We start from the raw sequence: 12577 nt of genomic DNA, 5'->3' as shown, positions 1-12577 counted from the left end.
CGGGCGATATTGTTCATTTTGGGGGCCGAACCCTTCCCGGAAGGCTATCTGGCTGAGCTCCGGGGCCATTCGCCGACCTCCATGTCGCGCATCTCCCCGGCGTCGAACGTCAGTCGGATGGCGGTCCGGACCTTCTGGAATCCGAACTCCCCGGCGGCCCCGGGATTGACGGCCAGCAGCTCGTAGACGGGGTCGTACATCACCTTGAGGATGTGCGAATGGCCCGCGATGAAGAGCTTGGGCCGCAGGGCCTGAATCTGCTGGACGGCGCGCGGGTCGTAATGGCGGGGGTAGCCGCCGATGTGGGTCATCAGCACCCGGACCCCCTCGCACTCGAACGAGAGAAAGGGCGGATAGACCCGCCGGGTCATGCCGCCGTCGATGTTGCCGCAGACGGCGCGCAGGGGCTTGAACGCGGCGATGCGGTCGGCCAGTTCGAGCGAGCCGATGTCGCCGGCGTGCCAGATTTCGTCGACTTCCTTCAGGAATTCCCGCAGCGGCTCGTCGAAGGTCCCGTGGGTGTCGGAGATGATCCCTATCTTTTTCATATGTGTCGTTTTGCCGTGTGTCCGGGGAGCCTTTGCCGCGTGGCTTGCCCGGCTGTTATTTGTATTTGTCTTTCCAGAGGCGGGCGATGCGTTCGGCGATCTTGGCCTCGGCGGCGTTCTGCGGGTCGGGTTCGTAGAACTTCGTTCCCGCGAGCGATTCGGGCAGGAACTCCAGCTCGGCAAAGTGCCCCTCGTAATCGTGGGCGTACTTGTAACCGTCGGCATATCCGGCCTGTTTCATGAGTTTGGTCGGGGCGTTGCGCAGGTGGAGCGGCACGGGGCGGTTCGTCGTGTCGTGCTCCACGAGCGAGAGGGCCTTGGCGATGGCCATGTAGGCCGAATTGCTCTTGGGCGAGGTTGCCAGGTAGATCGTCGCCTCGGCCAGCGGGATGCGTGCCTCGGGCATCCCGATCTTGTGCACCGTGTCGAAGCAGGCGTTGGCCAGCAGCAGCGCGTTGGGGTTCGCCAGCCCGATGTCCTCGGCGGCGAGGATCACCAGCCGCCGGGCAATGAACCGCGGCTCCTCGCCTCCGGCCAGCATCCGCGCCAGGTAGTAGACGGCGGCATTGGGGTCGCTGCCCCGCACCGACTTGATGAAGGCCGAAATGACGTCGTAATGCTGTTCGCCGTTCTTGTCGTAGAGGGCGATGTTTTCCTGGAGGCAATCCTGTACGTACTGGTCGGTGATCGTCACCTTTCCGTCGGTGGCCCCGACGAGGATGTCGAGGATGTTGAGCAGCTTGCGGGCATCGCCCCCCGCGAACCGGAACAGCGCTCCGGTCTCCCGGACCTCGATTTCGCGTTCGCGCAGTTCGAGGTCGGTGCGCAGGGCGCGGTCGAGCAGCGTCTGGAGGTCCTTGTCCTCCAGCGCCCGGAGGATATAGACCTGGCAGCGGCTCAGCAGCGGGGAGATCACCTCGAAGGAGGGGTTTTCGGTCGTGGCGCCGATCAGCGTGACGATCCCCTGCTCGACGGCCCCGAGCAGCGAATCCTGCTGCGACTTGTTGAAGCGGTGGATTTCGTCGATGAAGAGGAACGGGGGCCGCTGGTCGAAGAAGCGTTGTTTGCGGGCCGACTCGATCACTTCGCGGACCTCCTTGACGCCGGAGGTGACGGCCGAAAGGGTGAAGAAGGGCCGTTCGAGTTGCGAGGCGACGATCTTGGCGAGCGTGGTTTTGCCCACGCCCGGGGGACCCCAGAGGATGAACGAGGGAACGTTTCCCGTTTCGAAGAACTTGCGGAAGACGCCTTTCGGGCCTACGAGGTGCTCCTGTCCGATGTATTCGTCGAGGGTTTTGGGGCGCAGGCGTTCGGCCAGAGGGGTATTGGACATGGTTTGGAAGATTTTTACGCCGTAAAGATAGCGAAAAATTCCCTTTTTTAAGGGCGGGAGCGCAGAACCGGGTCGAAAACCCTTCGTGACACCTTCGCCCATAAAACGGGCTTTTTAAGCCCGCGCCCATAGAACCCGGCTCTTAGCCGGGTGGATTCCCGCTTTCGCGGGAATGACGGGAATGACGGGGCGGTCGGCGGTCGGAGCGGATTCAAGGCTCGGAAACCGCTAAAGGTTCAGCAGCCCATAGAACCCTCCTCTTAGGAGGGCCTTGCTGCCGCATTCTGCTTTTTGCGGAGAGAGGGCGCAGCGCAGGCGGCGCGACAAGAAACGGGGCCGGTTTGCTTGCAAACCCGCGTCAGGCGCCCGTTTCCGCGACGCCAAACTGCGGCCCCGCAAAAAGCAACTTGCGGCTGGTTTTGGGTACCTTTTGCCATCAAAAGGTACCCGGCTAAGAGCCGGGTCCTATGGGCGGAGGGATGTCTGAAAGATTCGGAAGCAAATCACCGCTCCCGACCGTCGGTCGTATGCGGGTAAAGGCTTCGGGAACCACTAAAGGTTCAGCAGCCCACAAAACCCCTTTCTTAAAGGGGCGCTTTTTGGGTCGGCAAAAAGCGCCGCAAAAACCGACCGGCAGGATGAAAAAACCGGCAAGACGCGGCCTAACATTGGCGCCGGGCGACTATTCGCGGGTTTGCAAGCAAACCGTCCCCGGCGCTCGCATTTTTAGTCCGCATCTTTCTTCTCGGTTTTTTCATCAAGCCGGAGGCCTCCAACGCACAAACCTCCCACTAAAAAGAGTTTCGTACCTCGACGGTCGGGAGCGGTGATTTGCTTCCGAATCTTTCAGACATGCCTTCGCCCCTAAATCCGGTCTCTTGAACCGGTCATTCCCCGCTTGACGGGGAATCTATCCGGGGGATGACGGGAATTGATGCGATCCTGGATTCCCGCTTTCGCGGGAATGACGGAAAGGAAGCGGGTGACGCGGATTCAAGGGTCAGACCCTTGTAAGACCCAGCAGCCCACAAAACCGGTTTCTTAAACCGGCGGCTCCTCCGCCTGCGCCCGGCAGAGGACCGGAGACCGCTCTTCCTCGGGTTTGCCGGTGCCGGAAAGGGAATTTTCCGAAAATAATCGTATCTTTGTAACCGTTCAATCCCAAATTGTTTCGATCATATGGAAATTCTCGATCCCCAATCGACTCCCGAGTCTGCAAATTCCGCTTCGACAGCCTCCGCGCCCCAGCCCCAGGAGGTGAAACCCGACAATTTCCTGGCCTGGGCCATCATCAGCACGATCCTTTGCTGTCTGCCCTTCGGCATCGTGGCCATTGTCTACGCTTCGCAGGTCGACAGCTACTGGTTTGCCGGCAATCATGAAGCGGCCCGGCGTTCCGCCCGGAATGCCCGGACGTGGACCTGGGTTTCGGTCGGTGTTGCGGCCTTCTGCTGGGTGGCTTACCTGCTTCTGGTGTTTGTCTTCGCGGCGGCCGTTTCGCTGCCCTTTTTCGACCTTTGATTGACACGCAGGTCGCTTTGGCTCGCCATCCCGATAGCGCTGCTGGGGATGGCGGCCCTTTACTATGCGGTCGATCCGTCGCATAGCGCCTGGCTGCCGCAATGCCCGTTCCATGCACTGACGGGCTGGGAGTGCCCGGCCTGCGGCGGACAGCGTGCCCTGCACGCCCTGCTGCACGGACGTCTGGGGGAGGCGGTGCAGTTCAATCTGTTTCTCGTTGTCTCGGTTCCCTATTTCCTTGCCGTGGCCTGGACGTCGCTCGACCGCGGCCGGGTGGCCGGGCGTCTGCGGCCGATCGTGCAGCACCGTTGGGTGGCCTATGCCTATTGCGTGCTGTTCGCCCTCTGGTGGGTGGTGCGCAACCTTCCGGGGGTGAATTCGTGAATCCGAGAACTGCGGCTGATCCGATAAAAAACGGTCCGGAATTCCGGACCGTTTTGCTTGCTGCCGAATGGCCGCAGAGGGGTTATGCCTCGGGTTTGCGCAGGTCGAGGCAGAGCTCGTCCAGCTGAGCCTGGTCGATGTAGCCCGGGGCGTCGAGCATCACGTCGCGCCCGGCGTTGTTCTTCGGGAAGGCGATGTAGTCGCGGATCGACTCCGAGCCGCCGAACAGCGAGCAGAGCCGGTCGAATCCGAAGGCCAGGCCTCCGTGAGGGGGTGCCCCGTACTTGAAGGCGTTCATCAGGAAGCCGAAACGGGCCTGCGCCTCGTCGGGTGTGAAGCCTAACAGTTCGAACATCTTCTCCTGGAGTTTCGAGTCGTGGATACGGATCGAACCTCCGCCGATCTCCGTGCCGTTGCAGACGAAGTCGTAGGCGTTGGCCCGTACGCGTCCCGGATCGCTGTCGAGATAGGCGATGTCCTCGGGTTTGGGCGAGGTGAAGGGGTGGTGTACGGCGTAGTAGCGTTGCGTCTCGTCGTCCCACTCGAAGAGCGGGAAGTCGACGACCCACAGCGGTGCGAACTTCTTCGGGTCGCGCAGTCCGAGCTGCTGGGCCACTTCGAGACGCAGGGCGCAGAGCTGCGTGAGGACCTTGAACTTCTTGCCGCAGAGGACCAGAACCAGGTCGCCGGCCTTGGCGCCGCAGCGCTCGGCCATGGCGCGCACCTCGTCGGGCGCGTAGAATTTGTCGATGGAGGACTTCACGCCGCCTTCGGCCTCCAGGCGGATCCAGATGAGGCCCTTGGCGCCGATCTGCTGCCGCTTGACGAACTCCGTGAGGGCGTCGATCTGCTTGCGGGTATAGGTTGCGCAGCCCGGGGCGGCGAAACCGGTGATGTATTCGGCGTCGTCGAAGACCGGGAATCCGTGCCCTTTGGCCAGGTCGGTCAGGTCGGAAAACTCCATGCCGAAACGCAGGTCGGGTTTGTCCGAGCCGTACTTCTCCATGGCCTCGATCCACGGCATCCGGCGCAGCGGCTCGGGGAACTCGATGCCCAGCACGGTCTTGAACATATGCTTGGCCCAGCGCTCGAAGATTCCGAGTACGTCCTCCTGCTCGACGAACGACATCTCGCAGTCGATCTGGGTGAATTCCGGCTGGCGGTCGGCGCGCAGGTCCTCGTCGCGGAAGCAGCGCACGATCTGGAAATACTTGTCGTATCCGGCGACCATCAGCAGCTGCTTCAGGGTCTGGGGCGACTGCGGCAGGGCGTAGAACTGGTTCGGGGACATGCGGCTCGGGACCACGAAGTCGCGCGCGCCCTCGGGCGTGGAGTTGACCAGATAGGGGGTCTCGATCTCCAGAAAGCCCTCATCGGAGAGGAAGCGGCGGATCTCCTGGGCCATTTTGTGACGCAGGATCAGGTTGCGCTGCAGGGGCGGGCGCCGCAGGTCGAGGTAGCGGTACTTCATGCGCAGGTCATCGCCGCCGTCCGAAACCTCCTCGATGGTGAAGGGCGGGACCTCGGCCTCGTGGAGCACCGTAATGCGACGGGCCGAGACTTCGATGTCGCCCGTGGGCATCTTGGGGTTCTTCGACTGGCGTTCGACGACCTCGCCCTCGACCTGGATGACCCATTCGCGGCCGAGGCGGGCAGCGGTTTCGCGGGCTTCGGCCGGGGAGTGCTCCTCGACGACGATCTGCGTCAGGCCGTACCGGTCGCGCAGGTCGATGAAGGTCATGGCCCCGAGGTTGCGGACTTTCTGTACCCAACCGGCCAGGGTGACCGTTTCGTGGACATTGCAGGCACGCAGGCACCCGCAAGTATGTGTTCTGTACATGGTGTGTGTAAGTTAGTTTGTCCTTGGCAACCCGCAAAGTTAATAACTTTTTCCGTAACTTTTGCGGATCGGGCGGCGGGGCGGGTGAAAAATTCGCGGGCCGGGGCGCTACGGCGGGGGCCGGCGGCGGTTCGGGGCGGCGGAGGATTTGGAAATCCGGGAAAAAATCGCGTTTTTTGCCGAAAAATCGTTATGGAACAGCGGCAAATCGATGAAAAATTCATGCGCCTCGCACTAAACGAGGCCCGGAAAGCGTTGGATCAACAGGAGGTGCCCATCGGGGCGGTTGTCGTGGCCGACGGTGCGGTGATCGGCCGGGGGCACAACCTCGTGGAGACGCTCTCCGACCCGACGGCCCACGCCGAGATGCAGGCCCTGACGGCCGCAGCCTCGACGCTCGGTGGCAAGTATCTGCAGAAGTGCACGTTGTACGTCACCGTCGAGCCGTGCATCATGTGCGCCGGGGCGATCGGCTGGGCGCAGGTGAGCCGCGTGGTGTGGGGCGCCGACGACCCCAAGAAGGGCTACCGCCGTTACAGCGGGACGGTTTTCCATCCGAAAACGACCGTAACGTCGGGGGTGCTCGCCGCGGAATGCGAGGCGTTGATAACCTCTTTTTTCGCGGGTTTGCGGGATTAGATTTGGCAAAAGTGGATTTTTTTTCGTATTTTTGTACCCAACGTGCCCTGCAAGGGGTGCACGATCGCACAAACTCAACAAAAAGAATAGGAAAAGCATGAAAAAGATTTTTGTTTCGGCCGTGGCGCTGATGGCTGCTCTCTCGCTTTCGGCTCAGGATGTTACGACAATCTTCAACGAAGCCGGTGCAGCGTTCAACGCCAAGGATTTCGCCGGTGCTGCAGCCAAGTTCGAGCAGGTGATCGACCTGGGTATCGACAACGAAGAGGTGGCCTCGCAGGTGGCAACCGCCAAGGCTACGCTCCCCAAATGCTACTACTATCTGGGTGGTGCGGCCATCAAGAGCCAGAACTACGACGAGGCGCTGAAGAACTTCTCGAAGTCCGCCGAGTTGGCCGAGCTCTACGGCGACATGACGCAGATGTCGAAGTCGAACGGCTGGGTGGCCAAGATCTACCAGATCCAGGGCGGCGATGCCTTCAACAACAAGGATTACAAGACCGCTGCGGGCATCTTCGAGAAGGGCTACAAGGCCGACCCCGACAATACGGGCATGGCGCTGAACCTGGCGATGAGCTACTGCGAGATGGGCGAGTACGAGAAGGGTATGGAGATTTACGAGGCCATTGCCGCCAAGACCCACCCGAAATACGCCGAGGACGTAGCCAAGGCCAAGGAGATGATGGCCCTCTACACGAACAACAAGGTGGCCGAGATGCAGGGTGCCGGTGATTTCGACGGTATCATCACGATGGCCGACGCCCAGTTGGCCAAGAACCCGGCGAGCGCCCTCTTCCAGAACGTGCGCCTGCAGGCCTACTCCGGCAAGAAGGACTACGACAAGGTGATCGAACTGGGCCAGGCTGCCGCCGAGGCTCAGGTCGACGAGGAGGACAAGAGCCTCATGTACTACCTGCTGGGTGCAGCCTACAACGCCAAGGAGATGAAGCCGCAGGCCATTGAGGCCTTCCAGAAGGTGACGGCCGGTCCGGCTGCCGAGAATGCCAAGACTGCCCTTGCCGAACTGCAGAAGTAATCGGTCCCGATCAGCCTGAGAAAAACAGCCTCGGCCATTGCGCCGAGGCTGTTTTTTGTGCCCTCTGAAACGGTCGAACGATACTTTGGTACGATATGTGCGAACCTGATACCGGTTCTCTAATATACTGGAATCATGGAAAAACAAACGTACATAAGCCCCGAAGTCGAGGTCCTGGAGATCTGCCTTGAACGAGGCTTCGCCGTCTCCTCGGTGGATGGCGATATCGAAGGTTTCGACCGGGAGGAGTGGGGATGATCGGACGATTGATTGCTGCCGTGGTCGTGTGCGGGCTGTCGTGTGCCTGCACCACGGACCGGACCGGGGATACGGCCCCGCAGCGGATGGTGACACGCCAGATCCGGATCGAGGCCGCGGCCTCGGAAACCCGTACCCAACTGGCACCGGACGGCTATAACGTGCAGTGGAGCCCCGGTGACCGGATCGGGGTCTACGTCGAGAGCGGCGGTACCTTCACGACCGCCAACGCCCCGCTGACCTTCGAGGGGACGGAAGCCTCCTCCAGCGGGACGTTCAGCGGGGAGATTACGCTGACCGAAGGCGCTACCTCCTATACGCTCTACGCCTATTACCCCTACTCGGAGACCGGGGCGTCGAGTGCGTCGAGCGTCTCTTTCACGCTCGCCACGCAACAGACGCAATCCTCGTCGGGCGACTCCTCCCACCTGGGAACCAACGACTTCCTGGTGGCCGGCGCCGTGACGAGCACCACGGGCGATTTCGGGCCGCTGACCTTCAGCCACGCCTTTGCGGTGGTGGAGGTCGACCTCACGGGTTCGGGAACGATGGCCGGGAAGCGTGTCGGGTCGGTGATGCTCTTCGGGACGGATGCCGCGACGGTCTCCTTGTCGGGCACGGTCTCCGGGACGGCGAACATGACGGGCCGTTTTTCGTTCGACCTGACGTCGTCGAGCCCCGCGACGGCCTCCTATGCGGGCGGAGCGGCGCAGATCAACTATTGCGGGGTGACCTTTTCGGAGCCTCCGACGCTCGGGACGGAGCCCGTGAAGGCCTACCTGACGGTCAATCCGGCGGACTATTCGCAGGGCGGCGGTGTGGTCTACGTCGTGGTGAGCACGACGGACGGCTATACGTCAACGTGGTCGATGCCGGGGATCGTGATTTCACCGGCCCAGATGCCGGTCATCACGCACGAGGTTGCGACGGGAACGGCCGCAGGTCCCACGGTCGAACTCTCGTCGTCGGGCGAGACGGCGAACTGCTATGTGGTTTCGACGCCCTCGCAGAGCTATTCGTTCGATGCCACGGTGGCCGGGAACGGCGTCATCCCGGACAGTCTCCGGCAGGCGGTGCAGCGCTACGAGGGGCGCACGCTTTCGGCCAGGATTACGGGCGGAGGGTATGCGAAACTGCTGTGGCAGAGCCAGCCGTGGCTGATCGAGCCGGGGAGCATCACCTATGCCGACGGGAAGATCACCTTTGCGCTGACCGAGCGCCCCACCGAACTGGGCGGAAATGCCGTAATCGGGCTCTATGCCGACGCTTCGTCCGACGAGGCGTTGTGGAGCTGGCATATCTGGGTTACGGACCAGACCAACGAGGAGCTGCAGGCGGCAGCCGAGGTCTATACGATGTATCCGGCCTACGAAACGGCCTACGGGGCGGGTTCGGCGCAGATGATGGACCGCAACCTGGGGGCTATCTACAAGGAGGACGGACCTTATGCGCGGTCGTTCCGGGCGTCGCTTTTCCAGTGGGGCCGCAAGGATCCCTTTCCGTGGGGCGACGTGGTCTACGATGCCGACAGCAACCCCTACAACTACCTTTCGGAGCGGACGGCGGTCCAGACGACCGGATCGCCCGGTCAGTATGTCGGTTATACGGGCAACACGTGGTATGCCACGGCGCATCCCGATACGTTCATCGCCACGACCCGGAGTTCCTCCTACGACTGGTATTGGGGCGGGGGGCAGGGTACGACCGCGGCCTGCCGCAACAATGCGCTGTGGGGGAATCCGAACGGCACGACCGTGGGCCAGGAGACGACCAAGACGCTGTTCGACCCATGCCCGCCGGGCTGGAAGGTCCCGCATCCCTATGTCTTCAGCGCCTTCACGCAGACGGGCGCCACGGCGTCGGTATCGAGCGGTACGACGGAGGTGTCGGGGTCGTTCGTCCAGGGTTGGAACTTCATCTACAACGGCTCTTCGACGACCTACTATCCCGGTGTGGGCTATCGTTACGATGAATACGGGGCCTTTTTCTTCACGCCGTCGGGTTATTACTGGACCAGTTCGCCTGCGCCTTCCGACTCGTTCGGGGCCTGGACCTTCGGGTTGACCTCGGCGACGGTCTACGAATGCTACGCCGATCCCCGGGGTTTCGGGCTTCCGGTCCGTTGCCAGCGGGATTGACCTTCTGCGGCGTACGGCCGGTGACGGAGCCCCGGACCGCGGACAGATCTTCTCCGATATGGCGAACGCCTTCTTTGTCAGTGCAAAGAGGGCGTCTGCCGTTCTTCGGCATCCGCTCCGCTCTTCCAGCCGTCGGTTGCTCTACGTTCCCGGATGTTGCCGCGGATGCGTTCCAGGCCGCTGCGCGTAAGGGGAGTGCGTCCGCAGCGTTCGCCAAACTGTGCATCGTCCATTCCGTACCACGCGGCGGCATCCATCGTCAGCGGATCGAAAACCGGGTCGAAAGCCCGGTTCCGGTGTTGCGGGGCGCGGCGGTTCCAGGGACAGCAGCTCTGGCAGGCGTCGCATCCGAAGATCCAGCCGTCGAGGCCGATCTCCGTGTCGGGTTTCCGTTCCACGGTGTGACAGGAGATGCAGCGTGCCGTGTCGATGCCGCGTCCGGGCATGACGGCTCCCGTGGGGCAGTTCTCCACACAGGCACGGCAATTCCCGCAGCGTGATCCGCCGAACGGCTCATCGTAACGGTCGGCCTCTTCGGTAAGGATCAGCTCGCCCAGGACGACATAACTCCCGAATTGCGGGGTGACGAGCAGCGACTGCCGTCCGATCCACCCCAGCCCGGCCTCCACGGCGAGGAGTTTTTCGGTCAGGGGTGCCGTATCGACGAAGGCGCGGCCGCGGACTTCGGGCCACGCTTCCCGGATTGCGTCGAGCAACTGGCGGAGCATCCGCCGCAGCACCGTGTGGTAATCCTCGGCGCAGGCGTAGGAGGCGACCTTGGTGCGATGCCCGTCGGGATAGCCGTCGCTCACGCGGTTCTTGTAGCCCACGGCGCAGACCACGGCCGTGCGGGCCCCGTCGACCAGTTTGCGGGGATCGAACCGTTTCTCCGCATTCCGTTCCAGATACTCCAGCGACGACTGATACCCCTTCCCGATCCATTCGCGGAAACGGGTTTCGGCTTCGGGGAGGTGCCGGCACGGCGCGAGGCCGCAGAGGTCGAATCCGATCCCTGCAGCCAGCCTTTTGGTATACGAAAGGTCGATCATGTTGATAATTTATGTCAAAAATAGTGTTTTTTGGACGGAAATTCGTAATTTCGCACCGGATATCGCGTTATTATAACGGATTACAAGAACACACGTCATGACTATAAATACATTCTACGAACTGGTCCGCAACAGCGTGGAGAAGTTCGCGTCCCGAATCGCCTACTCGATGTTCGACGGTGAGGATGTGACCTATGCCGAGGCGGGCCGTCGTATTGCCCGGGTGCAGGAGATCCTGACCACCTCGGGGCTCCGTCCCGGGGACAAGGTGGCCCTGCTGAGCAGCAACATGCCCAACTGGGGAGTCTGTTATCTGGCCATTACGTCGGCCGGGATGATTGCCGTGCCGATTCTCCCGGACTTCTCGGGCGAGGAGCTCGACATGATCATCGAACATTCGGAAGCCAAGGCGCTGCTCGTTTCGGACCGCCTCTTTACGAAACTCTCGCGGCGGACCATCGACCGGCTGAACGTCGTGGTGCGCACGAAAAACCTCGGAGTCATCGCGCAGCATGTCCGCGAGGCGGGTGCTACGGGGATTCCGCAGCCCGGCGACCTGGCCGTGATCATCTACACCTCGGGTACGACCTCCAAACCCAAGGGGGTGATGCTGACCCACGAGGCCCTCTGCAAACAGATCGAAATCTCGGCGGCCATCTTCCCGGTCGACGGTGAGGATACGTTCCTTTCGGTGCTGCCGCTGTCGCACACCTACGAGTGCTCGATCGGCATGATCTACCCCTTCTCGATGGGGGCGCGGGTGGTCTACCTGGACCGTCCGCCCACGGCTTCGGCGCTGATGCCGGCGCTGCGGAGCGTGCGTCCCACGGTGATGCTCATCGTGCCGCTGGTCATCGAGAAGATCTACCGGCACCAGGTGCTGGCCAAGTTCCAGTCGAACGGTTTCTGGCGCGCGCTCTACCGCATCGGGTTCCTGCGCCGCTACCTGCACCGCGTGGCGGGCAAGAAGCTGATGAAACTCTTCGGCCGCCGGCTGCGGTTCCTGGGCATCGGCGGTTCGAAACTTGACGGCGGGGCCGAGCGCTTCCTGTTGGAGGCGAAGGTCCCCTATGCCATCGGTTACGGATTGACGGAGACGGCCCCGCTGCTGGCCGGAGCGGCGCCTTCGCAGGTGCGCCTCGGATCCACGGGCCCGCAGGCCCCGGGTGTGCAGCTGCGGCTTGAAAACGTGAACCCCGAAACGCGGCAGGGCGAGATCGTGGCTCTGACTCCGAGCGTGATGCAAGGTTATTACAAGAATCCCGAAGCGACGGCCGAGGTCTTTACGGCGGACGGATGGTTCCGCACGGGCGACCTCGGGGAGTTTGACAAGGACGGCTGGCTCTACATCAAGGGGCGTCTGAAGAACATGATCGTGGGCCCGGGGGGCGAGAACATCTATCCGGAGGACATCGAGAGCGTGCTGAATTCGCACGTCTGCATTGCGGATTCGATCGTCACGGAACAGGAGGGGCGTCTGGTGGCGCTCGTGCACTTCAACCGCGACGAGATCGAGTCGATGATCGACGACTGGCGCGAGGAGTGGGCGACGAAGAAGGAGGCCTGGGAGGCGAAGACCGAGCAGTTGAAGAAGGAGATCATGGATTTCGTGAATGCGAAGGTGAACCGCTTCTCGCGGATCTCCGAAGTGGTGGAGGAGAAGGAGGAGTTCGAGAAGACCCCGACGCAGAAGATCAAGCGTTTCCTCTATAATAACAAGAATACGCCGACACCGAAGGAGAGCCCCAAGGGCGGCTCTGCGGTAGAGAAGTCGTGACGGGGCTTGAGTCCCGGGTCTGCCGGGCAGGCCGGATTTTCCGGTCCGACAAAA

Annotated in this window: 11 protein-coding genes; 7 read left to right on the top strand and 4 right to left on the bottom strand. The window is 62.1% G+C overall.

From position 1 onward, the window contains the following. Window positions 1-44: 44 nt before the first annotated feature. Window positions 45-548, bottom strand: coding sequence for a metallophosphoesterase family protein (locus ABGT65_RS01185; RefSeq protein ID WP_346699392.1), 504 nt, complete (start codon window positions 546-548; stop codon window positions 45-47). A gap of 55 nt (window positions 549-603) precedes the next feature. Continuing rightward, window positions 604-1881: a replication-associated recombination protein A gene (locus ABGT65_RS01180; protein ID WP_346699391.1), complete on the bottom strand. Its 1278-nt coding sequence runs from the start codon at window positions 1879-1881 to the stop codon at window positions 604-606. A gap of 1179 nt (window positions 1882-3060) precedes the next feature. Between ABGT65_RS01180 and ABGT65_RS01175 the strand changes: the two genes are divergently transcribed. Next, a complete protein-coding gene (locus tag ABGT65_RS01175; protein WP_346699390.1) occupies window positions 3061-3402 on the top strand; it encodes a CD225/dispanin family protein in 342 nt (113 codons plus the stop codon). Continuing rightward, complete coding sequence (locus ABGT65_RS01170) at window positions 3403-3786, top strand: DUF2752 domain-containing protein (RefSeq protein ID WP_346699389.1); 384 nt, start codon at window positions 3403-3405, stop codon at window positions 3784-3786. An 82-nt stretch (window positions 3787-3868) separates the two neighbouring features. On the opposite strand, the gene aspS is transcribed toward ABGT65_RS01170, so the two are convergent. Further along, window positions 3869-5626, bottom strand: a complete 1758-nt coding sequence (gene aspS / locus ABGT65_RS01165; RefSeq protein ID WP_346699388.1) for an aspartate--tRNA ligase — start codon at window positions 5624-5626, stop codon at window positions 3869-3871. Between the two features lie 192 nt (window positions 5627-5818). Between aspS and ABGT65_RS01160 the strand changes: the two genes are divergently transcribed. The 4 genes from ABGT65_RS01160 to ABGT65_RS01145 all read left to right on the top strand — a co-directional run bounded on the left by ABGT65_RS01160 (window position 5819) and on the right by ABGT65_RS01145 (window position 9697). Then, window positions 5819-6265, top strand: a complete 447-nt coding sequence (locus ABGT65_RS01160; RefSeq protein ID WP_346699387.1) for a nucleoside deaminase — start codon at window positions 5819-5821, stop codon at window positions 6263-6265. 97 nt (window positions 6266-6362) lie between these two features. Beyond that, complete coding sequence (locus ABGT65_RS01155; RefSeq protein WP_346699386.1) at window positions 6363-7301, top strand: tetratricopeptide repeat protein; 939 nt, start codon at window positions 6363-6365, stop codon at window positions 7299-7301. Between the two features lie 135 nt (window positions 7302-7436). After that, on the top strand, window positions 7437-7559 hold the full coding sequence (locus ABGT65_RS01150; RefSeq protein WP_346699385.1) for a hypothetical protein: 123 nt from the start codon (window positions 7437-7439) through the stop codon (window positions 7557-7559). Beyond that, entirely contained in the window at window positions 7556-9697 is a 2142-nt protein-coding gene (locus ABGT65_RS01145) for a fimbrillin family protein (protein ID WP_346699384.1), read from the top strand. Before ABGT65_RS01150 ends, ABGT65_RS01145 begins: the two co-directional genes overlap by 4 nt. 77 nt (window positions 9698-9774) lie before the next feature. Here the strand turns inward: ABGT65_RS01145 and queG are convergent, their stop codons facing one another. Then, window positions 9775-10746, bottom strand: coding sequence for a tRNA epoxyqueuosine(34) reductase QueG (gene queG, locus ABGT65_RS01140; protein WP_346699383.1), 972 nt, complete (start codon window positions 10744-10746; stop codon window positions 9775-9777). Window positions 10747-10843: 97 nt separating this feature from the next. On the opposite strand from queG, the gene ABGT65_RS01135 reads away from it, so the two are divergent. Then, on the top strand, window positions 10844-12523 hold the full coding sequence (locus tag ABGT65_RS01135; RefSeq protein WP_346699382.1) for an AMP-binding protein: 1680 nt from the start codon (window positions 10844-10846) through the stop codon (window positions 12521-12523). Window positions 12524-12577 lie beyond the last annotated feature (54 nt).

It is taken from the genome of uncultured Alistipes sp. (assembly GCF_963931675.1).
Lineage (GTDB): Bacteria > Bacteroidota > Bacteroidia > Bacteroidales > Rikenellaceae > Alistipes.
This window is presented reverse-complemented; position numbering and strand designations above follow the sequence as displayed.